The 22,249-nt window shown below is 71.6% G+C and carries 19 protein-coding genes and 1 pseudogene; 14 read left to right on the top strand and 6 right to left on the bottom strand.

What is annotated here, in order from left to right; genetic code table 11:
• The 3 genes from VGP36_23070 to VGP36_23060 all read right to left on the bottom strand — a co-directional run.
• A partial coding sequence (locus tag VGP36_23070) for a succinate dehydrogenase/fumarate reductase iron-sulfur subunit (protein HEV7657592.1) occupies nucleotides 1-746 on the bottom strand: 746 nt, incomplete at its 3' end.
• Nucleotides 747-752: 6 nt separating this feature from the next.
• Nucleotides 753-2,699: a fumarate reductase/succinate dehydrogenase flavoprotein subunit gene (locus VGP36_23065; protein HEV7657591.1), complete on the bottom strand. Its 1,947-nt coding sequence runs from the start codon at nucleotides 2,697-2,699 to the stop codon at nucleotides 753-755.
• A gap of 9 nt (nucleotides 2,700-2,708) precedes the next feature.
• Complete coding sequence (locus tag VGP36_23060; GenBank protein ID HEV7657590.1) at nucleotides 2,709-3,524, bottom strand: hypothetical protein; 816 nt, start codon at nucleotides 3,522-3,524, stop codon at nucleotides 2,709-2,711.
• Between the two features lie 178 nt (nucleotides 3,525-3,702).
• On the opposite strand from VGP36_23060, the gene typA reads away from it, so the two are divergent.
• The 12 genes and pseudogenes from typA to VGP36_23000 all read left to right on the top strand — a co-directional run bounded on the left by typA (nucleotide 3,703) and on the right by VGP36_23000 (nucleotide 18,023).
• On the top strand, nucleotides 3,703-5,559 hold the full coding sequence (typA, locus tag VGP36_23055) for a translational GTPase TypA (protein HEV7657589.1): 1,857 nt from the start codon (nucleotides 3,703-3,705) through the stop codon (nucleotides 5,557-5,559).
• Between the two features lie 256 nt (nucleotides 5,560-5,815).
• Entirely contained in the window at nucleotides 5,816-7,543 is a 1,728-nt protein-coding gene (locus VGP36_23050) for an ABC transporter family substrate-binding protein (GenBank protein ID HEV7657588.1), read from the top strand.
• 158 nt (nucleotides 7,544-7,701) lie between these two features.
• Complete coding sequence (locus VGP36_23045) at nucleotides 7,702-8,691, top strand: ABC transporter permease (GenBank protein ID HEV7657587.1); 990 nt, start codon at nucleotides 7,702-7,704, stop codon at nucleotides 8,689-8,691.
• 25 nt (nucleotides 8,692-8,716) lie between these two features.
• The gene (locus tag VGP36_23040; GenBank protein ID HEV7657586.1) at nucleotides 8,717-9,655 is read left to right on the top strand and encodes an ABC transporter permease; all 939 of its coding nucleotides are present in this window, start codon (nucleotides 8,717-8,719) and stop codon (nucleotides 9,653-9,655) included.
• Between the two features lie 78 nt (nucleotides 9,656-9,733).
• Nucleotides 9,734-10,744: pseudogene (locus VGP36_23035) on the top strand (ABC transporter ATP-binding protein).
• Between the two features lie 257 nt (nucleotides 10,745-11,001).
• Nucleotides 11,002-12,069 (top strand): oligopeptide/dipeptide ABC transporter ATP-binding protein, encoded by a 1,068-nt coding sequence (locus tag VGP36_23030; protein ID HEV7657585.1) that lies wholly within the window; start codon nucleotides 11,002-11,004, stop codon nucleotides 12,067-12,069.
• Nucleotides 12,070-12,092: 23 nt separating this feature from the next.
• On the top strand, nucleotides 12,093-12,983 hold the full coding sequence (mshB, locus tag VGP36_23025) for an N-acetyl-1-D-myo-inositol-2-amino-2-deoxy-alpha-D-glucopyranoside deacetylase (GenBank protein HEV7657584.1): 891 nt from the start codon (nucleotides 12,093-12,095) through the stop codon (nucleotides 12,981-12,983).
• 2 nt (nucleotides 12,984-12,985) lie between these two features.
• Nucleotides 12,986-13,543 carry a DUF6113 family protein gene (locus VGP36_23020; GenBank protein HEV7657583.1) on the top strand — a complete coding sequence of 186 codons (558 nt, stop codon included), beginning with the start codon at nucleotides 12,986-12,988 and terminating at the stop codon, nucleotides 13,541-13,543.
• A gap of 11 nt (nucleotides 13,544-13,554) precedes the next feature.
• Nucleotides 13,555-14,103, top strand: coding sequence for a flavin reductase family protein (locus VGP36_23015; GenBank protein ID HEV7657582.1), 549 nt, complete (start codon nucleotides 13,555-13,557; stop codon nucleotides 14,101-14,103).
• A gap of 66 nt (nucleotides 14,104-14,169) precedes the next feature.
• Nucleotides 14,170-16,908, top strand: coding sequence for a UvrD-helicase domain-containing protein (locus VGP36_23010; GenBank protein HEV7657581.1), 2,739 nt, complete (start codon nucleotides 14,170-14,172; stop codon nucleotides 16,906-16,908).
• Nucleotides 16,909-17,051: 143 nt separating this feature from the next.
• Nucleotides 17,052-17,564: a 3'-5' exonuclease gene (locus tag VGP36_23005; protein ID HEV7657580.1), complete on the top strand. Its 513-nt coding sequence runs from the start codon at nucleotides 17,052-17,054 to the stop codon at nucleotides 17,562-17,564.
• A 246-nt stretch (nucleotides 17,565-17,810) separates the two neighbouring features.
• Complete coding sequence (locus VGP36_23000; protein ID HEV7657579.1) at nucleotides 17,811-18,023, top strand: hypothetical protein; 213 nt, start codon at nucleotides 17,811-17,813, stop codon at nucleotides 18,021-18,023.
• On the opposite strand, the gene VGP36_22995 is transcribed toward VGP36_23000, so the two are convergent.
• Nucleotides 18,020-18,949 carry a GNAT family N-acetyltransferase gene (locus tag VGP36_22995; protein HEV7657578.1) on the bottom strand — a complete coding sequence of 310 codons (930 nt, stop codon included), beginning with the start codon at nucleotides 18,947-18,949 and terminating at the stop codon, nucleotides 18,020-18,022. The two genes, VGP36_23000 and VGP36_22995, sit on opposite strands and share 4 nt — an antisense overlap.
• 43 nt (nucleotides 18,950-18,992) lie before the next feature.
• On the opposite strand from VGP36_22995, the gene fdxA reads away from it, so the two are divergent.
• Both fdxA and dapC read left to right on the top strand, forming a co-directional pair.
• A complete protein-coding gene (fdxA, locus tag VGP36_22990; protein ID HEV7657577.1) occupies nucleotides 18,993-19,322 on the top strand; it encodes a ferredoxin in 330 nt (109 codons plus the stop codon).
• Nucleotides 19,323-19,329: 7 nt separating this feature from the next.
• On the top strand, nucleotides 19,330-20,424 hold the full coding sequence (gene dapC / locus VGP36_22985) for a succinyldiaminopimelate transaminase (protein ID HEV7657576.1): 1,095 nt from the start codon (nucleotides 19,330-19,332) through the stop codon (nucleotides 20,422-20,424).
• Here dapC and VGP36_22980 read toward each other — a convergent pair.
• A complete protein-coding gene (locus VGP36_22980; protein ID HEV7657575.1) occupies nucleotides 20,421-21,257 on the bottom strand; it encodes a hypothetical protein in 837 nt (278 codons plus the stop codon). The two genes, dapC and VGP36_22980, sit on opposite strands and share 4 nt — an antisense overlap.
• A gap of 11 nt (nucleotides 21,258-21,268) precedes the next feature.
• Complete coding sequence (gene dapD / locus VGP36_22975; protein ID HEV7657574.1) at nucleotides 21,269-22,210, bottom strand: 2,3,4,5-tetrahydropyridine-2,6-dicarboxylate N-succinyltransferase; 942 nt, start codon at nucleotides 22,208-22,210, stop codon at nucleotides 21,269-21,271.
• Between the last annotated feature and the right edge of the window lie 39 nt (nucleotides 22,211-22,249).

The raw sequence follows: 22,249 nt of genomic DNA, 5'->3' as shown, positions 1-22,249 counted from the left end.
GGGCGGCGCTTGATCTTGTTGCCCAACCAGACCAGCGGGTCGTACTTCCGGTCGACGACGCGCTCCTTCATCGGGATCAGCGCGTTGTCGGTGATCTTGATGTGCTCGGGGCAGACCTCGGTGCAGCACTTGGTGATGTTGCAGAACCCGAGGCCGTGCTCCTCCTGGGCCACGTCCTTGCGGTCGGCCTGGTCCAGCGGGTGCATGTCGAGCTCGGCCACCCGCATGAGGAACCGCGGCCCGGCGAAGGACTGCTTGTTCTCGTCGTGGTCACGCACGACGTGGCAGGTGTTGTTGCACAGGAAGCACTCGATGCACTTGCGGAACTCCTGCGAGCGCTCGACATCGACCTGCTGCATCCGGTACTCGCCCGGGGCCAGGTCCGCCGGCGGCTGGAAGGCCTGGACCTCGCGGGCCTTCTGGTAGTTGTAGCCGACGTTCGTGACCAGGTCCCGGATCACCGGGAAGGTCCGCAGCGGCGTGACCGTCACGGTCTCGGTCTGCTCGAACGTCGACATGCGGGTCATGCACATCAGCCGCGGCTTGCCGTTGACCTCGGCGCTGCAGGAGCCGCACTTGCCGGCCTTGCAGTTCCAGCGGACGGCCAGATCGGCGGCCTGGGTGGCCTGCAGCCGGTGGATGATGTCCAGCACGACCTCGCCGTCGTTCACCTCGACGGTGTAGTCGGCGAGCTCGCCGCCGGCGTCGTCCCCGCGCCAGACCCGGAAGTGGTGCTCGTACCCCATGCTGGATCAGGCTCCTTCGGGCGGGTCGGCGGGGAGATCGGCCTTCTTCTCGGCACCGGGCAGCTGCTCCAGCTCCGCCGGCGTCATGTACTTCGACAGCTCGCTCCACTCGAACAGCGAGAGCAGCTCCAGCGGCATGGTCGGCAGCGGCTGCCGGGCCACCGACACCGCGTCCTCGCTGCCGGGGTCGCCGGTCAGCGTGCAGACCAGGTTGACCTTGCGCCACTCCGGCTCCATCGCCGGGTGGTCGTCGCGGGTGTGGCCGCCGCGGGACTCGGTCCGGATCAGCGCGGCCTTCGCGACGCACTCCGAGACCAGCAGCATGTTGCGCAGGTCCAGCGCGATGTGCCAGCCGGGGTTGAAGAACCGGCCGCCCTCGACGCTGACCTTGGCCACCCGGCCGCGCAGGTCCTGCAGCGCCAGCAGGGCCTGCTCGACCTCCTCGGCCTTGCGGATGATGCCGACCAGGTCGTTCATAGACTGCTGGAGATCGGACTGGATCGTGTACGCGTTCTCGCCGCCCTTGAGGCTGAACGGCGCCAGCGCCGACTCCTCGGCCGCGGTCACGTCGGCCTCCGCCGTGACCGGCAGCGCGCCGCCCAGGCTCTTCACGTACTCGGCGGCCGAGGTGCCCGAGCGCATCCCGAACACCAGCAGGTCCGACAGCGAGTTGCCGCCGAGCCGGTTGGAGCCGTGCATGCCGCCGGAGACCTCGCCGACCGCGTAGAGCCCCGGGACCTTGGACTGCTGGGTCTCCGGGTTCACCTCGACGCCGCCCATCACGTAGTGACAGGTCGGGCCGACCTCCATCGGCTCGGCGGTGATGTCGACGTCCGCCAGTTCCTTGAACTGGTGGTACATCGAGGGCAGCCGGCGCTGGATCTCGTCGGCCGGCAGCCGGGACGCGATGTCCAGGAACACGCCGCCGTTGGGCGATCCGCGGCCGGCCTTGACCTCGGAGTTGATGGCCCGGGCGACCTCGTCGCGGGGCAGCAGCTCCGGCGGCCGGCGGTTGTTGTCGGGGTCGTCGTACCAGCCGTCGGCTTCCTTCGGATCCGTCGCGTACTGGTTCTTGAAGACGTCCGGGATGTAGTTGAACATGAAGCGCTCACCCTCGGAGTTCTTGAGGATGCCGCCGTCACCGCGCACGGACTCGGTGACCAGGATTCCCTTCACCGACGGCGGTGAGACCATGCCGGTCGGGTGGAACTGGATGAACTCCATGTTGATCAGCGTCGCGCCGGCCCGCAGCGCCAGCGCGTGCCCGTCGCCGGTGTACTCCCAGCTGTTGCTGGTCACCTTGAACGACTTGCCGACGCCGCCGGTCGCCAGGATCACGGCCGGCGCGGAGAAGGCCAGGAAGCGCCCGTTGTCCCGCCAGTAGCCGAACGCGCCGGAGATCCGGTCGCCGTCCTTCATGAGCTCGGTGATCGTGCACTCGGCGAAGACCCGGATCCGGGACTCGTAGTCGCCGGTGTCGCGGAAGTCCTCCTGCTGCAGCGACACGATCTTCTGCTGCAGCGTCCGGATCAGCTCCAGGCCGGTGCGGTCGCCGACGTGCGCCAGCCGCGGGTACTCGTGCCCGCCGAAGTTGCGCTGGCTGATCTTGCCTTCCTTGGTCCGGTCGAACAGGGCGCCGTACGTCTCCAGCTCCCAGACCCGCTGCGGCGCCTCCTGGGCGTGCAGCTCGGCCATCCGGTAGTTGTTCAGGAACTTGCCGCCGCGCATGGTGTCGCGGAAGTGGACCTGCCAGTTGTCCTTGGAGTTGACGTTGCCCATCGCCGCGGCGGCGCCACCCTCGGCCATCACCGTGTGGGCCTTGCCGAACAGCGACTTGCAGATGATCGCCGTGCGCATACCGGCTTCACGGGCGGCGATCGCGGCCCGCAGGCCGGCCCCGCCGGCGCCGATCACCAGGACGTCGTACTCGTGCCGCTCCGGCTGCTCTGTCATGGCTGTCTCCTAACCGACGAATCGGAGGTCGGAGAACCACCCGGCGGAGACGGCCATGACGTAGAAGTCCGTCACCACCAGGGTTCCGAGGGTGGTCCAGGCCAGTTGCATGTGCTTGCCGTTGAGCTTGGAGACGAAGCCCCAGGCCTGATAGCGCACGGGGTGCTTCGAGAAGTGCCGCAGCCGGCCGCCGATGATGTGCCGGCAGGAGTGGCACGAGGCCGTGTACGCCCAGAGCATCACCACGTTGACCACCAGGATCACGTTCCCGAGCCCGAAGCCGAACCCACCGGGGGAGTGGAACGCGCGGACGGCGTCGAGCGTGTTGATCGCCGAGAGGATGATCGCGAAGTAGAAGAAGTAGCGGTGCGAGTTCTGCAGGATGCCGGGGAAACGGCTCTCGCCCTGGTACTTGCCGTGCAGGTCCGGCACCCCGCAGGCCGGCGGCGAACCCCAGAACGACCGGTAGTAGGCCTTCCGGTAGTAGTAGCAGGTCAGCCGGAAGAGGCCGAGGAACGGCAGCGAGAGCGCGGCGTACGGCAGGATCGGCCAGTCGGGGAGGAACCGGCCGAACTCGGCGGCCTCGGGCGTGCAGCCGGTGGAGATGCAGGGCGAGTAGAACGGCGTCAGGTAGTGGTAGTCGGCCACGTAGTACCACTTCTGCATGAAGGCCCGGACCACGGCGTAGAGGATCCACGCGGTCAGCAGGACCACCGTGGTCACCGGCGAGCGCCGCCAGTTGTCCGTGCGCAGCGTGCGTGCCGCGATGGCGGCGCGGGCGCCGGACGCGGTGCCCGCGGGTGTGTCGAGGGTGCCCGAGGCCATGTGTTTCTCCACGTTGAGGTTGCGGCGTCGGCGGTATGGGGGCTGCCGTAGGGCGGCACGCCCCGGGACCGAACGATGCACAGTATTCTGCGCCCGGTTGTTCCGGCATGCCGGGTCGGATGCTGTGAGTCTGGCCACCGGCGCAGGTCAGGCAGGCGTCCGGGTATTCTGGTTAGTCGTGCCCACCAGAAACGACATCCGCGACGTCGCGATCGTCGCCCACGTCGACCACGGCAAGACCACGCTGGTGGACGCCATGCTCTGGCAGTCCGGAGCATTCGGCAGCCACGCGAGTGAACCCGACCGCATTCTCGACTCGATGGACCTCGAGCGCGAGAAGGGCATCACGATCCTCGCCAAGAACACCGCGGTGCGGTACGGCGGGACCCTCATCAACATCGTCGACACCCCCGGCCACGCCGACTTCGGCGGCGAGGTGGAGCGCGCGCTGTCCATGGTCGACGGCGTGCTGCTGCTGGTCGACGCGAGCGAGGGACCGCTGCCGCAGACCAGGTTCGTGCTGCGCAAGGCGCTGGAGGCCCGGCTGCCGGTGGTGCTGGTCATCAACAAGGTGGACCGGCCGGACGCGCGCATCGCCGAGGTCGTCGACGAGACGTACGAGCTGTTCCTGGACCTGGAGGCGAGCGAGGAGCAGATCGAGTTCCCGATCGTCTACTGCCACGCCAAGGCCGGCCGGGCCTCGCTCACCCGGCCGAAGGACGGCGAGACGCCGGACAACGACAACCTCGGCCCGCTGTTCGACACCCTGGTGGCGACCGTGCCGGCACCGACCTACACCGACGGCGTGCCGCTGCAGGCGCGGGTGGCCACTTTGGACGCCTCGCCGTACCTGGGCCGGCTGGCGCTGTGCCGGGTCCACAACGGCACCATCAAGCGCGGCCAGCAGGCCGCCTGGTGCAGGGCCGACGGCACGATCGAACGGGTCAAGATCAGCGAGCTGCTGATGACCAACGGGCTCGAGCGCAAGCCGGTCGACGAGGCCGGCCCCGGCGACCTGGTCGCGGTGGCCGGCATCCCGGAGATCACCATCGGCGAGACGCTGGCCGACCCGGACGACCCCCGGCCGCTGCCGGTGCTGGCGATCGACGAGCCGTCGATCTCGATGACCCTCGGCGTGAACACCTCGCCGCTGGCCGGCCAGAGCGGCACCAAGATGACCGCCCGGCTGGTGAAGAACCGGCTGGACGCCGAGCTGGTCGGCAACGTCTCGATCCGGGTGCTGCCGACCGAGCGGCCGGACACCTGGGAGGTCCAGGGCCGCGGCGAGCTGCAGCTGGCCGTGCTGGTCGAGATCATGCGCCGGGAGGGTTTCGAGCTGACCGTCGGCAAGCCGCAGGTGGTCACCCGGGAGGTCGACGGCAAGATCCACGAGCCGATGGAGCGCCTGACCATCGACGTGCCGGAGGACTACGTCGGGGTGATCACCCAGCTGCTCGGGCTGCGCAAGGGCCGGATGGAACAGATGGTCAACCACGGCACCGGCTGGGTCCGGCTGGAGTACGTGGTGCCGGCCCGCGGGATGATCGGCTTCCGCACCGAGTTCCTCACCGAGACCCGGGGGACCGGCCTGCTGCACCACGTCTTCGAGCGGTACGAGCCCTGGCACGGCGAGCTGCGGACCCGGCCGAGCGGCTCGCTGGTCGCCGACCGCCGCGGCCTGACCAGCACCTACGCGCTGTTCAACCTGCAGGAGCGCGGCTCGATGTTCTGCTCCCCGGGCACCGAGGTCTACGAGGGAATGATCATCGGCGAGAACGCCCGCGCCGACGACATGGACGTCAACCCGACCAAGGAGCGCAAGCTCACCAACGTCCGGTCGTCCTCCGGTGAGGAGCTGGAGCGGCTGGTGCCGCCGCGGCTGCTGTCGCTGGAGCAGGCGCTGGAGTTCTGCCGCGAGGACGAGTGCGTCGAGGTGACTCCGGGTGCGGTCCGGATGCGCAAGGTGGCGCTGGCCCAGCACGACCGCGAGAAGCTGCGGGGACGGCGGGCGAAGGCGAACCTTCCGCAACTCTGACACACTTCCGGGTCACTCGGCGTAACGGCCGGGAGGCGCCCCCTTCGGCCGCCCGGCGCAGCCCCGAGCAGGCCGTTCGGGGATGGAAGGCGGGAGACGCCACGGCCCAACGTCGGTTCGGTCACTCCTTGGTCACGATTGGCTGACCACGTCTGATGCCCCGCACGGACGCTGGCTACTGTCGCCCAGTCCGGCGGCACCCCCCGTTGGATCCGGTGTGCTCCCGCGCATCGCGGGACGGAGGAGGCGCAAGAACGTGAAGTTGTGGAGGAAGTCGGCGCTCATCGCGCCCGCGGTCATCATCGCGATGACCGCCGCTGCCTGTGGTGGTGGCGGAGATAGTGGCAGTAGTGGTGGAACCAGTGGTGGCGGCACGCAGAACGGCGGCCAGCTGGTCTATGGCCTTGACACGGCGTTCCCGGACAACCTGTTCCCGCTGATCTCGGCGGGAAACTCGGTCGCGACCGCGTACGCCGAGATCCGCGTGCTGCTCTCGCCCTACCGGCTGTACCCGGACTTCACCTACAAGCCGGACAACGACCTCGTCACCGGTGAGCCGACCAGTGCGGTCACTGGCGGCAAGCAGGTCGTCACGTACAAGATCAACCCGAAGGCCGTCTGGAGTGACGGACAGCCGATCACGGCCAAGGACTTCGAGTTCACCTGGCAGATCCAGAAGAGCTCGGACCCGAAGACCGGCGGTTGCGCCGACCTGATCTCCACCGTGGGCTACGACCAGATCGCCTCTGTCGAGGGCTCCGACAGCGACAAGACGGTCACCGTCACCTACGACAAGCCGTACGGTGACTGGAAGACGCTGTTCACGCTGTTCCCGCAGCACTCGATGGACAAGGGCAGCCCGACGGCGAACTGCGCCGCGGTCAAGGCCGGCTGGCCGACCGCGTCCGGCATTCCGATCGCCAGCGGTCCGTACCTGCTGGACAAGGCCGGCATCGACTCCGGCAAGCAGATCATGACCCTCACCAAGAACCCGAAGTGGTGGGGCGAGGGGTCGAAGCTCGACCGCATCATCATCCAGAGCATCGGCAACGACCCGACGGTGTCGGTCAACGCGCTGCGCAACAACGAGGTGCAGCTGATCTACCCGCAGCCGCAGCTCGACCTGGTGAAGCAGATCAAGGGCCTCGAGCCGACCGTCACCAGCAGCACGAACTTCGGTCTGTCGTTCGAGCACCTGGACTTCAACACCAAGGACGCCCAGCTCGGTCAGCTGCCGATCCGGCAGGCGATCGCGTACGCGTTGAACCGTCCGGACATCGTGGCCAAGACCGTCGGCCAGTTCGACGGCCGCGCGCAGGTCCTGAACAACCGCTACCTGGTCAACAACCAGCCCGGGTACAAGGACAACAGCGGCGGGCTGTACGCCAAGCAGGACATCTCCAAGTCCGACGCGCTGCTGACGGGTCTCGGATACGCCAAGGGTGCCGACGGCATCTACGCCAAGGGTGGCCAGAAGCTGTCCTTCGAGATCATGACCACGCAGGCCAACCCGCTGCGTGAGGCCACGATCGACGTCATCACCCAGCAGCTGAAGCCGGCCGGTATCCAGATCAAGAAGTTCCTCAACCCGGACATCTTCGCCGGGCCGGAGAAGCCTCGCAGCCTGGAGGGCGGCCAGTTCCAGATCGCCCTGTTCGCGTGGGTCAGCTCGCCCGCGGCCAGCCAGAACGCGTCGATCTACGCCAGCCCCAAGGGCGACAGCATCGGCCAGAACTACAGCCGCGCCGGTGACCCGGCTGTCGACGCCCTGCTCCCGCAGGTCGCGGCGGCCACCGACGCGACAGCGACGCAGGACCTGAGCAACCAGGTGGACTCGCTCCTCTGGAAGGACATGTACACCCTGCCGCTGTTCCAGAAGCCGACGTTCCTCGCGTACAGCAGCAACTACACCGGCATCGTGGAGAACGCGACCAACGCCGGTCCGCTGTGGAACTCGACGGCGTTCGCCCGCAAGGCGGGGTAGTCAGCACGACCGAGCAAGGGCCGGCTGTCCGTAGCCGGTAGCTAGGAAGGTTGGTGGCCTCCCGGGACGGGAAACCCCGTACCGGGAGGCCGCCTCCGTCTTCCGTCCAGCACCCGACCATCTCCCGGTGGGTGATCTCGCGGCGTAAGGTGACGCTCATGCTGCTGTACAGCATTCGACGCATATTGGCGTCGATCCTGGTGCTGCTGGCCAGCTCCGCGCTGGTCTTCGTGCTGACCGCGCAGACGGTTGACCCCCTCTCGCAGTACCGCACGCGACAGCCCGTCCCGTCGGCCGCGTTCTTCGCCCAGAAACGGGCTGAGCTGGGCTTGGACAAGCCGATCCTGGCGCGTTACTGGGACTGGCTGACCGGGGTGCTGCACGGCGACTTCGGCAACAACATCAACGGGGTGCCGGTCCGCGGTGACCTCTTCGAGCGGCTCGGCGTCACCGCGCGCATGGTCGCGGCCGCGATGCTGCTGGCGATCGTGCTGGCGGTCATCGTCGGTGTGGTCACCGCGGTGCGGAAGAACAAGGCCTCCGACTACGTCGCGACGATCATCTCCTACGTCCTCATCGCGCTGCCGGTGTTCTGGTTCGCGGTGCTGCTCAAGGTCTTCGTCGCGATCAAGTTCAACCAGCTGGTCGGCAAGACGTTGCTCTACACCGCCAGCGAGGAGTCACCCGGCATCTCGACGTACGGGACGACCGCGGAGATCTTCAAGGACCGGTTCCAGCACCTGGTGCTGCCGACGATCGCGCTCGCCGCGATCACGTACGCGGCCTGGAGCCGGTTCCAGCGCGCCTCGATGCTCGACGTCATGAGCTCGGAGTACATGCGCTTCGCCCGCGCCAAGGGTCTGCCGTACCGGAAGGTGCTGCTCAAGCACGGCCTGCGTAACGCGCTGATCCCGACCACCACCGTCGTGGCCCTCGGCATCGGCGGGGTCTTCGGGGGCGCGATCATCACCGAGACAGTGTTCAACTGGAACGGTATGGGGAGATATCTGACCCAGAGCGGACTCGGTCAGAACGACATCAACGTCGTGACGGGATGGCTCATCGTCTCGTCCTTCTTCATCGTGTTGTTCAACCTCATAGCTGACCTCTTGTACGCGGTCCTGGATCCGCGCATCCGGCTGAGCTGAGGAACTCCGAGGGAACGAGGGCGACATGACCACCGATGTCCAGCAGGCAACGGCGCCGCCGCGGAGTACCGCCACGGCCCCGGTCGAGCGTGAGTTCACCGTCAAGTCCCGGAGCCAGACCCAGCAGGCCCTGCGGCGTTTCCTGCACAACCGGCTCGCCGTCGGCGGGCTCGCGGTGTGGGTGTTGATCCTGCTCGTCTCGTTCATCTACCCGCACTTCTACAAGTACGGGTTCAGCGACCAGGACTCGGCCGCGCTGTCGGTCGGCCCGGGCACGCTCGGCCACCCGCTCGGCACCGACGAGATCGGCCGTGACCTGCTGGCCCGGATGATGCGCGGGATCCAGCGCTCGACGTACATCAGCGTGATCTTCGTGCTGATCGCCGGCTTCCTCGGGATAACGGTCGGCGCGGTCGCCGGCTACTTCGGCCGGTGGATCGACAACATCCTGATGCGTGTCGTCGACATCATCCTGACCGTGCCGATCCTCGTCGCGATCATCGTCATCGCGGCGAACTTCCCCAGCGCCCGGTCCCCGCTCGGCATCGCGTTGTTCATCGCGCTGCTCGGCTGGATGGACCTGGCCCGGATCGTGCGCTCGACGTTCCTGTCCCTGCGCGAGCGGGAGTACGTGGAAGCGGCGCACGCGCTGGGCGCCTCGAACCGGCGCATCATCCTCAAGCACCTGATCCCCAACTCGCTCGGTCAGATCATCGTCTGGGGCACCCTGGGCGCGGCGACGGCCGTCATCAGCGAGGCGGCGCTGAGCTACCTCGGCTACGGCGTGCAGGGATCGGACACCTCGCTCGGCTCGCTGGTGGCCAACGGCGCGCAGGCGGCGGAGACCCGGCCCTGGTTGTTCTACTTCCCGGGCCTGGCGATCCTGCTGATCGTGCTGTCGATCAACCTGATCGGCGACGGCATCCGGGACGCCTTCGACCCGTCGGCCAACCGGGTCCGCTGACCCCGGTCCGACGGCCCCACCTCACCCTCACCGCACACCCCGTCCGGAGTTCTCCCGGGCCTTGTCGAGCGGAGCCCTATGTCCACCCTGACCGACACCACCGAGCAGGACCGTCGGTCCAGCACGGGCGCGTTGTTGGAGGTCGACGACCTCAACGTGCGCTTCCCGACCGACGACGGCGTCGTGCACGCCGTACGCGGGGTGAGCTTCGCGCTGCATCCGGGTGAGGTGCTCGGCATCGTCGGTGAGTCCGGCTCCGGCAAGTCCGTGACCTCGATGGCGGTCATGGGGCTGCTGCCGGGCTCGGCGAACATCACCGGGTCGGTCAAGTTCCGCGGCCGGGAGCTGCTCGGCCTCGGCGACCGGCAGTTGTCCGCGGTCCGCGGCAAGCAGGTCGCGATGGTCTTCCAGGACCCGATGACCTCGCTCGACCCGGTCTACAAGATCGGCGTGCAGATCGCCGAGACCGTCCGGCAGCACGACAAGTCGGTGTCCCGCGCGGCCGCGCGGGCCCGCGCGGTCGACCTGCTCAAGCTGGTCGGCATCCCCAACGCGGGCGACCGCATCGACTCCTACCCGCACGAGTTCTCCGGCGGCATGCGCCAGCGCGTGGTCATCGCGATCGCGATGGCCAACCAGCCCGAGGTGATCATCGCCGACGAGCCCACCACCGCTCTGGACGTCACCGTGCAGGCGCAGGTGCTGGAGGTGCTCAAGACCGCCCAGGAGGAGACCGGGGCGGCCACCGTCCTGATCACCCACGACCTCGGCGTCGTCGCCGGCATGGTCGACCGCGTCCTGGTCATGTACGCGGGGCGCGCGGTGGAGAAGGGCAGCGTCGAGGACGTCTTCTACCGCGCCCGGATGCCGTACTCGATCGGCCTGCTCGGCTCGATGCCGCGCATCGACGCCGGCGAGAAGCAGCGGCTGACCCCGATCAAGGGCTCCCCGCCCTCCCTGATCAACCCGCCGCCGGGCTGCCCGTTCGGCCCCCGCTGCCCGCTGCACTACTCCGAGTGCGACGTCGAGGAGCCGGACCTGCGCCGGGTCGACGGGCGCGACCACACCGCCGCCTGCATCCGGGTCGAGGAGCTGGTCGAGACCGAGGTCGCGGCCGAGGACATCTTCAGCCAGGACTCCTCGGACACGACGCTCGCGGCCGCGTCCGAGATCGGCGCCGGGGCCGGCGACGAGGCCGTGCCGATCGAGGAGATCATCGCCGCGAAGGCCGAGGCCGAGGGCCAGCCGAGCACGAACGGCACCGCCCCGGCCGAGGCGGCCGTACAGCCGGCCGTCACCGCACGCGCGGACGACGCGGACGGACACCGCGATTCCGAGGAGCGGGCATGACGACGACCGAGGACCAGCCCGCCGCGGAGGCGCGGCACCGCGGCATCGGCACCGACCCGGTGCTCGAGGTCCGCGGCCTGGAGAAGTACTTCCCGATCAAGGGCAAGGGCCTGGTCCGCCGGACCGTCGGCAACATCAAGGCCGTCGACGGCATCGACCTCACCCTCTACCCGGGCGAGACGCTCGGGCTGGTGGGCGAGTCCGGCTGCGGCAAGTCCACGACCGGCCGGGCGATCCTCAACCTGCAGCCGGCCACCGGCGGCTCGGTGAAGTACAACGGGCGCGAGCTGATCGGCCTGAGCCGGGCCCAGATGCGACCGCTGCGGCGCGAGATCCAGATCGTCTTCCAGGACCCGTACGCGTCGCTGAACCCGCGGCTGCCGGTGCTCGACATCGTCGGCGAGCCGTTGATCATCCACAAGGTCGTGCCGCGGTCCCAGCTGCGCAACCGGGTCAACGAGCTGCTGCAGCTGGTCGGCCTGAACCCCGAGCACAACAACCGGTACCCGCACGAGTTCTCCGGCGGTCAGCGGCAGCGCATCGGCATCGCCCGCGCGCTCGCGCTGGAGCCGAAGGTGCTGATCCTGGACGAGCCGGTGTCCGCGCTGGACGTGTCGATCCAGGCCGGCGTGGTCAACCTGCTGGAGGACCTGCGCGACCAGCTCGGCCTGTCCTACCTGTTCATCGCGCACGACCTGTCCGTGGTGCGGCACACCTCCGACCGGGTCGCGGTCATGTACCTCGGCAAGATCGTGGAGCTCGCCGACACCGAGGACCTCTTCGACCGGCCGGCCCACCCGTACACGCAGGCGCTGCTGTCCGCGATCCCGATCCCGGACCCGCAGCGGGAGCGGGCCCGGCAGCGGATCCTGCTGCACGGGGACGTGCCCTCGCCGGCCAACCCGCCCAGCGGCTGCCGGTTCCGGACCCGGTGCCCGAAGTTCGCCAACGAGCTCTCGGACGACCAGCGGGAGAAGTGCGTGACCGAGGACCCGCCGCTGATGGACCGCGGCAACGGCCACGACGCGGCCTGCCACTACGCGGAGGCCCTGAGCCTGCTCTGATCGGCTGCACCTAACCTGAAGGCATGTCTTCCGACGCCGGTCGCCGGCTGCTGCTCGTCCACGCCCACCCGGACGACGAGACCACCAGCACCGGTGCCGCGATGGCGCGGTACGCGGCCGAGGGCGCCGAGGTCACGCTCGTCACCTGCACCCTGGGTGAGGAGGGCGAGGTGCTGGTGCCGGCGCTGTCCCACCTGGCCGCGGCCGAGGGCGACCAGCTCGGCGGGTACCGCTACCACGAGCTGTCCCGGGCGATGGCCGAGCTCGGCGTCACCGACTACCGGCTGCTCGGCGGACCGGGGCGGTGGCGGGACAGCGGGATGATGGGCCTGGACACCAACGCCGCGCCCCGGGCGTTCTGGCAGGCCGACATGACCGAGGCGACGACCGCGCTGGCCGAGATCCTGCGCGAGGTCCGGCCCCAGGTCGTGGTCACGTACGACGAGAACGGCGGGTACGGGCACCCGGACCACATCCAGGCCCACCGGGTCGCGATGGCCGGGGTGGAGGCGGCCGCGGACCCCGGGTTCGCGGCGGCCGGCCCGGCCTGGTCGGTGCCGAAGGTCTACTGGACCGCGATGCCGCGCTCGGCCATCCAGCGCGGGATCGACATCATGATGGAGCAGGGGGAGTCCGGCTTCTTCGGCGCGAGCTCGGTCGACGACCTGCCGTTCGTGGTGCCGGACGAGCTGGTCACCGCCTCCCTGGACGCCCGCAAGTACCTGCCGCAGAAGGTCGCGGCGATGCGGGCGCACGCCAGCCAGATCGCCGCCGACGGTCCGTTCTTCGAGATGATGGACAAGCTGGGCGAGGAGGCGTTCGGGCTGGAGCACTACCGGCTGGTCCGGGGCGAGCCCGGGCCGATGGACGGTCCGGAGGGGCGCGAGACCGACCTGTTCGCCGGGCTGGACTGACCGTGCGCACCCGCAACGGTTCCTCCGACCCGGCCGGGTCGCCGCCGGCGGCCGGGCCGGCTCCCGCCCGGCGCCCGGGCGGCGCGGCGCCGGGATCCGGCCGGGTCGAGCCGTCGGGGGACGGACGGCATCAGCGGGGTGCGGCGCGCCGGGATCCGCCGGTCGACCACGGCACCGATCCCGTGGTCGTCCGGGCCCTGGCCGGGGTGCTGGTCGCGGTCGCCGCGGCCGGGCTGGCGCTGGTGGAGTGCTTCCTGGTGCCGCTGCGGATCGGCTCGGTGCCGTTCCCGATCACGATCCTGCTGGCGATGGCCGGCAACATCCTGCTGGCCCGCCTCGCCGTCCGGCAGACCGGCAGCATCGCCGCCGGCGCCGTCCCGGTCGCGCTCTGGCTGATCGTGGTGATCGTGCTCTCGCTGCCCCGGGCCGAGGGCGACCTGATCGTGCCCGGCAGCGTGACCGGGCTGGTGTTCCTGTTCGGCGGGACCGTGGCCGGCGCGTTCGGGGTCGCGTCCGAGATCACCCGAAGGGCCCGATCGGTCGCCGCCACGCCGAGGTAGCGTGGGAAGAGATGGATCACGCCTCGCGGGCAGCCGACCCGGTCCGGCAGCGGAGCTTCCGCGACGCGATGGGACTGTTCCCGACCGGCGTCACGCTGGTCACCGCCCGCGGCGCCGACGGCACCGACCACGCGATCACCGCGAACAGCGTGACCTCGGTGTCGCTGGACCCGATGCTGCTGCTGGTCTGCGTCGAGCACGCCTCCCGGCTGCACGCGGCGGTGCTGGAGTCCGGGCTGTGGGCCGTCTCGGTGCTCGGCCTGGACGGCGAGCCGGTGTCCCGGCGGCTGGCCCGCCGCGGCCACGACACCGCCGGCGCGCTGGCCGGCGTACCGCACTCGCGCGGCCCGCACACCGGCGCGCTGATGCTGGACACCGCGCTGTCGACGTTCGAGTGCCGGACCGTGGCCGCGCATCCCGGCGGTGACCACACGGTCCTCATGGGCGAGGTGCTCGCGGTCACGACGCCGCGGCCGGAGGCGCCGCCGCTCACCTGGCACCGCGGCCGCTACACGGCCCTGGCCGACCCGGTCGCGCTCGGCACCTCGGATGGGCACTGACCTGACCGGGTGACGGTCGGCGCGTCCGCTCCTGGCGCCGCGCGGCACCCGCCAGGATGGAGCGCCATGCCTTTCGTCGCCGACCTGCACATCCACTCGCGGTACTCGCGCGCGTGCAGCCGGGACTGCGACCTCGAGCACCTGGCCTGGTGGGCCGCGCGCAAGGGCATCGCGCTGATCGGCACCGGCGACCTGTGCCACCCGGCCTGGGCCGAGGAGATCCGGACCAAGCTGGTGCCGGCCGAGCCGGGACTGTTCCGGCTGCGCCCGGACCTGGAACGGGACGTGCTGGCCTCGCTGCCCGCGTCCGTACGGACCCCGGTGCGGTTCCAGCTCTCCGTCGAGATCTCCACGATCTACAAGCGCGACGACAAGACCCGCAAGGTGCACCACCTGCTCTACGCGCCCGACCTGGAGGTCGCCGGTGAGCTGACCCGGCGGCTCGGGCGGATCGGCAACATCTCCTCCGACGGCCGGCCGATCCTCGGGTTGGACTCCCGCGACCTGCTGGAGACGCTGCTGGAATCGGGCGAGGGCGGCTACCTGGTCCCGGCGCACGTCTGGACGCCCTGGTTCGCCGCGCTCGGCTCGAAGTCCGGCTTCGACTCGATCGCCGACTGCTACGCCGACCTGGCCGAGCACATCTTCGCGATCGAGACCGGGCTGTCCTCGGACCCGGCGATGAACCACCGGGTGTCCGCGCTGGACCGCTACCGGCTGGTCTCGAACTCCGACGCGCACTCGCCGCCGGCGCTGGGCCGGGAGGCCACCGTGCTGTCCTGCGACCTGTCCTACGCGGGGGTGCGGGCGGCGCTGGAGACCGGCGCCGGCCTGGACGGGACGATCGAGTTCTTCCCGGAGGAGGGCAAGTACCACCTCGACGGGCACCGGACCTGCGACGTACGGCTGGAGCCGGCGCAGACCCGGGAGCGCGACGGCCGCTGTCCGGTCTGCGGCAAGCCGGTCACGGTCGGGGTGCTGCACCGGGTCGAGGCGCTGGCCGACCGGCCGGACGGCTTCCGGCCGGCCGCCGCGCCGGGCTGGCGCTGCCTGGTGCAGCTGCCGCAGGTGGTGGGGGAGCTGATCGGGGTCGGCCCCAAGTCCAAGGCCGTGGAGGCCGCGGTGTCCCGGCTGGTCGACCGGTTCGGGCCGGAGCTGACGATCCTGCAGGACGTCCCGCTGGATGAGCTGACCCCGGTCGGGCCGCCCGGGCTGGACGAGGCGCTGCGGCGGCTGCGGGCCGGCGAGGTCGTGCTCGCCGGCGGCTACGACGGCGAGTACGGCGTGGTCCGCCTGTTCGAGCCCAAGGAGCTGGCCGACCTGCGGCCGGGCGGCACGGACACGCTGTTCGACCTGGACCTTCCGGCGCCGCGGCCGGCGCCGGCCCGGCCGGCGGCTCCCACCGGGTTGTTCGAGGCGCCCGAGCCGGTCGTCGTGGCCGAGCCGGAGCCCGTCGCGGTGGCGACCACCGTCCTGGACGGGCTGGACGAGGAGCAGCGGGCGGCGGCCGCGACGGCCGGGCCGCTGCTGGTGGTGGCCGGCCCGGGGACCGGCAAGACCCGCACGCTGACCACCCGGATCGCGCACCTGATCGCCGAGCAGGGCGTCCCGGCCCGGGAGTGCCTGGCGCTGACCTTCACCCGGCGGGCCGCGGGCGAGCTGACCGAGCGGCTGGCCGCGCTGCTGCCGACGCCGCCGCTGGTGACCACGTTCCACGGGCTGGGCCTGCGGATCGTGCGCGAGCAGGCGGCCCGGCTCGGCCTGGGCGAGGACGTCCGGGTCGTGGACGAGGCCGAGCGGCTCGCGCTGGCCCGGGAGGCGATGGGTCAGGACGCGCCGGCCCGGGACGTCCGGCGGCTGCTCGACCACGTCTCGCTGCTGGCCCGCGACCCGGACGCGCGCGAGCCGGAGCTGGCCGGGCCGCTGGCCCGCTACCGGGCCGGCAAGCGCGCCCGCGGGCTGGTCGACCTGGACGACCTGCTGGCCCGGCCGGTCGAGCTGCTGCGCTCGGACCCGGAGCTGGCCGCCGCCTACCAGCGGCGGTGGCCGCACGTGAGCGTGGACGAGTACCAGGACGTCGACCCGGCCCAGTACGCGCTGCTCACCCTGCTGGTCCCGGCCGGCGGCGACCTCTGCGCGATCGGCGACCCGGACCAGGCGATCTACTCCTTCCGTGGCGCCGACGTCGGCTTCTTCCTGCGCTTCGGCGAGGACTTCCCGGGCGCGCGCGAGGTCCGGCTGACCCGCAACTACCGCAGCACCGCGACCGTCGTGGACGCGGCGCTCGGCGTGGTCGCGCCGGCCACGCTGGTGCCCGGGCGGACGCTCACCGCGGTCGCGCCCGGGGACGGCCCGGCGACCGTCACCCTGCACACGGCCGCGGACGAGGCCGCCGAGGCCGCGTACGTGCTGGGCACGATCGAGCGGGTGCTCGGCGGGTCGGACCTGACCGCGCTGCTGCGCGGGGCGGCCGACCCCTGGACCGACGCGGTCCACTCGTACGCGGACTTCGCCGTGCTCTACCGGACCGACGCGCAGTCGGCGGCGCTGGTGGAGGCGCTGGAGGCGGCCGGGGTGCCGTACCAGAAGCGGTCGCACCACCGGCTCGGCGACCAGCCCGGCGTACGGGACCTGCTCGGCGTGCTGCGCGAGGACCTGGTCCGGGCGGCCGGCGACCCGCGGCCGGTGCTCGCCCGCGTCCGCGCCGCCGCCCAGGTCGCCATCGACCGCGCCGGCGGCCTGACCCCGGTCGCCGCCGCCCTCCCCACCCCGCCCCCGCCGCCCCCGCGACGGCCGCCCCCGTGACGGCCGCCCCCGTGACGGCCGGCTCCGCGACGGCCGCCCCCGCGACGGCCGCCCCCGCGACGGCCGCCCCCGTGACGGCCGGCTCCGCGACGGTTGATCCCGGGGGTGGCGGGGTTGGGGAGATCGGGGCGGATCAGTGGTCGTTGCTGACGCCGGCGACGGCGCGCGCCGCGGCGGCCGGGCGGACCGAGGCCGACCCGGCGCAGCGGGTGGCCGACCTGCGGGCCGCGGTCGAGCTGCTGACCCCGCTGGCCGAGCGGGCCGGCGCCGACGCGGCCCAGTTCCTGGCCGACCTCGCGCTCGGCGCCGAGGTCGACCTCTGGGACCCGCGCGCGGACCGCGTCTCGCTCCTCACCCTGCACGCGTCCAAGGGCCTGGAGTTCCCGGTCGTGTTCGTGGTCGGCTGCGAGGACGGCCTGCTGCCGATGCGCTTCGGCGACGAGGACGTGGACGCCGCCGAGGAACGCCGGCTGCTGTTCGTCGGCATGACCCGGGCCCGCACCCACCTCTCCCTGTCCGGCGCCCGCCGCCGTACGGTCCGCGGCCGGCCGACCGAACCCGCGCCGTCGCCGTTCCTGGCCGACCTCCCGCCGGCCCTGGTCGAGCGCACCACCCGCGCCGAACGCCGCCGCACCGTCCAGCTCCGGCTGATCTGATCACTTTCCGTCACCGGCCTCATGCCGTACGACACACACCGATGTCAGAGTTAATGCGGTTCAGCAACGCTCCGAGCCGTGTTGATCACGGGGTCGTCGGGTAACGATCTCGTACGGCGTGTCCACTCCTCCGGGACGGGATTCCCCGGAACGCTGGGCGCACGCGCACGCGGCAACGGGAGGCACCAGGTGGTCGAGGCAGGACGGGACGGGTGGTTCGCGGGTCCTCCGGGACCGAGCGGGACGGTGGAGGAGGCCCAGCGGGTCGCGTCCCGACTCGCTACTCCGAGTGAAGGCGCCACCCGCGCCGGGCTGCCCAGACGCCGATCCCAGGCCCACCTCGTCCCGGGCGCGTTCGAGGGCAGCACCCCGGACACGCCGGAGCGCTCCGCCGACGACGTCCGGGACCGGCTGCGCGGCTACCAGTCCGGCGTGCGCAAGGCGCGAGAGGCGAACTAGGAGGGCGCTACCACATAGTGGTAGCCATGGTGACGGAGGTAGCCGAGGCGGTCGTAGAGCGCGAGCGCGCCGGTGTTCTCCTCCGCCACCTGGAGGTACGTGCTGGTCGCGGCGCGCTCGGCGGCCCAGGCCAGCAGCGCCCGCATCACCGCGGTGGCCAGGCCCTGTCGCCGGTGCCCGGCGTCGACCTCGACCGCGGTCACCCCGAGCCAGCCCTCGTCGACCGAGCCCCGGGCGATCGCCAGCGGCGTGCCGCCCCGGTCCCGCAGCACCGCGAACCCGGGCTCGCGCGCGCCGGCCAGCACCGTCCGCGCGACCGGCGGCAGCTCCGCCCCGCCGCGGTAGTGGTAGAGGCTCAGCCAGTCCGCGCTCGGCGCGGGCTCGACGAGGACCGCATGCTCGGAGACGGGCAGCCGCCGCAGCAGCACGCCCACGTCGCCGGTCAGTACGGCCGTCGGGTTGTACGACCGCCAGCCCCGCTGTGCCAGCGCCCCGTCCAGCAGCTCCCGGGCCGGTGTCGGGATCGTGAAGCGGGCCGGCAGGCCGCGCTCGCCGTACCAGGCCGTGACGTCGGCCAGCGCCTGGTCCAGCGGGAGGCCGGGCTCGCCCAGCGGCAGCACCGAGTTCCCGCGGCCGGTCCAGCCCGCCGCCGCCCGCAGCAGCCAGCGCCCCAGCCAGCGGGTCTCGGGGGCCGGCCAGCCCTGCGCCGCAACCTCCTCGAGGGCCAGCACGTCCCGCGGCGCGGCCGCCACCGTCCTCATCACATTCACCGCCGATCGCGACATCTCGACTAGGCTTCCGTCCCGGCGGCGGACCACCAGGACGTCCGGTCCGGCGTCGACGAGGACACCCACCACGTCGGCCAGGCCCCCGTCGACGAACCGGCGGACGACCACCCTGTGCCCCAACGGTTCGGCCGCCGACATGGGCGGCATACTAAAGTCAGATCTCCGAGAGAGGACCGCGCCCGTGACGTACGTTATCGCCGAGCCCTGTGTGGATCTGCTCGACAAGGCGTGCATCGAGGAGTGCCCGGTCGACTGCATCTACGAGGGCAAGCGGATGCTCTACATCCACCCCGACGAGTGCGTCGACTGCGGTGCCTGTGAGCCGGTCTGCCCGGTCGAGGCGATCTTCTACGAGGACGACGTGCCGGAGAAGTGGCGCGACTACTACCAGGCCAACGTGGACTTCTTCGAGGACCTCGGCTCGCCCGGCGGCGCGGCCAAGATGGGCAAGATCGACAAGGACCACTCGTTGGTCTCGGCGCTGCCGCCGCAGGTTCACGACGAGCAGTGAGCGCCCGGTGAGCTGGGCGGGCGTGCTGCCCGACTTCCCCTGGGACCTGCTCGTGCCGCACAAGGACACCGCCGCCGCCCATCCGGACGGGCTGGTCGACCTGTCCGTCGGCACGCCGGTGGACCCGACGCCGGAGGTGGTCCGGGCGGCGCTGGCGGCCGGCTCGGACTCGCCCGGCTACCCGCTCACCGCCGGTACGGCCGGGTTCCGCGCGGCCGCGGCCGGCTGGCTGCGCCGGGTGCACGGCGTCACCGACCTGCCGGACGACGCCGTGCTGCCCACGATCGGCTCCAAGGAGCTGGTCGGGCTGCTGCCGCTGCTGCTGCGGGTCGGTCCCGGCGACCGGGTCGTGCTGCCGCCGGTGTCCTACCCGACGTACGAGGTGGGCGTCCGGATCGCGGGCGCCGAGCCGGTCCGGTCCGACTCGACCGTGGCCGCCGGTCCGGGCCCGGTCCGGCTGGTCTGGATCAACTCGCCGGCGAACCCGTCCGGGCGGGTGCTGCCGGTCGAGCACCTGCGCAAGGTCGTCGACTGGGCCCGCGAGCGCGGCGCCGTGGTCGCCAGCGACGAGTGCTACCTGGACTTCGGCTGGGAGGCCGAGCCGGTCTCGGTACTGCACCCGTCGGTGACCGGCGGCGACCACACCGGCGTGCTGGCCGTGCACTCCCTGTCCAAGCGCAGCAACCTGGCCGGCTACCGGGCCGGGTTCGTGGCCGGTGACCCGGCCCTGGTCGCCGGCCTGCTGGAGGTGCGCAGGCACGCCGGGCTGATCGTGCCGCGCCCGGTCCAGGACGCCGCCACGGTCGCGTACGGGGACGACGCCCACGTCGCGGTCCAGCGCAAGCGCTACCTGGACCGCCGGGCGCTGCTGCGGCCGGCGCTGGAGAAGGCCGGCTTCACCGTCGAGCACTCCGAGGCCGGGCTCTACCTCTGGGTGACCCGCGGCCGGGACTGCTGGGCCGAGGTCGCGGAGCTGGCCGCGCTGGGCATCCTGGTCGCGCCGGGCGGCTTCTACGGGCCGGCCGGGGCGAACCACGTCCGGGTCGCGCTGACCGCGACGGACGAGCGGGTCGCCGCCGCCGCGGACCGCCTCGCCGGTTAGGCCGCCGGCGGGATCTTCGCGACCTCGAACCGGACCCGGTCCGTGGCCGCACCCGCGTCCACCCGCCAGCCGTCCGAGCGGGTCCACCGCCGCCCGTCCAGCGCGACCGCCTCGATGCCGAGCCGGTCGGCCTTGGCCACCAGCCAGCCGGCCGTGGCCCAGGGCGCCTCACCCGGCTTGAGCTCGCCCATCTGGGGCGTCGCGGACAGCTTGGTGTGCGGCAGCTCCAGCGCCAGCAGCTGCATCACCTTGGCCGGCGACGCGGCCACCGTCGGCTCCGGGAACGAGCAGGACAGCAGCGCCGGCTCGGCCCCGGTGAAGGCCTTGGTCAGCGTCCCGGCCTGGTCCTCCCACTGCCGGTACGCCGTCGGGTGCGCGCTCTGCTGCACGGCCTGGGCGGCCGCGGTCAGCGGCATCGTCTCCCAGCCCCGCACCTTGACCAGCGCGTCGAAGAACTTCCCGGCCGAGTAGCGCGGGTCGAGGATCTGGCCCTGGCTGCCCCAGCCCTGCGACGGCCGCTGCTGGAACAGCCCGACCGAGTCGCGGTCGCCGTACTCGACGTTGATGAGCTTGGACTCCTGCAGTGCGGTGGCCAGCGCGACCGCCACCGCCCGGGACGGCAGCTTGCGGGAGATCGCGACCGCGCTGATCGTGGCCGCGTTCGCAGCCTGCTCCGTGCTCAGCGTGTACGGCGAGTTGATCACGTCGCAGCTGGCGGTCTGGGCCGCGGGCAGCTTGGTGTTGATCAACGACCGCACGACGTACGCCGTCCCGGTCACCAGCAGTCCGATGGCGACGAGGACGACGGCGGCGCGGCGCACCACGCGGCTCATGGGCACATCGTCTAGACGTTCGCGTGCAGCTCTGTGTTGAGACCGGACCAGGATCCGGCCGGGCCGCCGGAGCGGTCCACCACCTCGAGCGCGCCGGTGACGCTGTTGCGCCGGAACAGCAGGTTGTCCCGGCCGGAGAGCAGGCGGGCCTTGGCCACGGAGCCGCCGGGCAGCGTGAGCTTCGCCCCGCCCGTCACGTACGTCCCGGCCTCGACGATGCAGTCGTCGCCGAGCGAGATCCCGATGCCGGAGTTGGCGCCGAGCAGGCAGCGCCGCCCGATCGAGATGACCTCGCTGCCGCCGCCGGACAGCGTGCCCATGATCGAGGCGCCGCCGCCCACGTCGGAGCCGTCGCCGACGGTGACGCCGGCCGAGATCCGGCCTTCGACCATCGAGGCGCCGAGCGTGCCGGCGTTGTAGTTGACGAAGCCCTCGTGCATGACGGTGGTGCCCTCGCCGAGGTGGGCGCCGAGCCGGACCCGGTCCGCGTCGGCGATCCGGACGCCGGCCGGGATCACGTAGTCGACCATCCGGGGGAACTTGTCCACGCCGTACACGGCGACCGGGCCGTCGGCCAGCAGCCGCAGCCGGGTCTCCTCGAACGCCTCCGGCACCGCCGGCCCGGCCGAGGTCCAGACCACGTTCGGCAGCACGCCGAAGATCCCGGCCATCGACAGCTCGTGCGGGCGGACCAGCCGGGCGCTGAGCAGGTGCAGCCGCAGGTAGGCGTCGGGCGTGTCGGCCGGCGGCCGGCTCAGGTCGTCCAGCTGCACGGAGACCGGCCGCCGCTCGACCCCGCGGCGCTCGTCGGTCCGGGTCAGGGCCTGGAATGCGGCCGGGACCGCGGCGTCCGCCGGGCGCGGGCCGAGGGCCGGCGCCGGGAACCACACATCGAGCACCCGGCCGGTGCCGGTGACGGTGGCCAGCCCGTCGCCCCACGCACTCGCGGTCATCCGGCAACCGTACCGGTCCGCGGCAGGACCCGGTCGGTG

The organism is Mycobacteriales bacterium (assembly GCA_035995165.1).
In the GTDB taxonomy this organism is placed as follows: Bacteria; Actinomycetota; Actinomycetes; order Mycobacteriales; family CADCTP01; genus CADCTP01.
The sequence above is the reverse complement of the archived record's forward strand: the minus strand, read 5'-3'. Positions and strand labels throughout refer to the sequence as shown.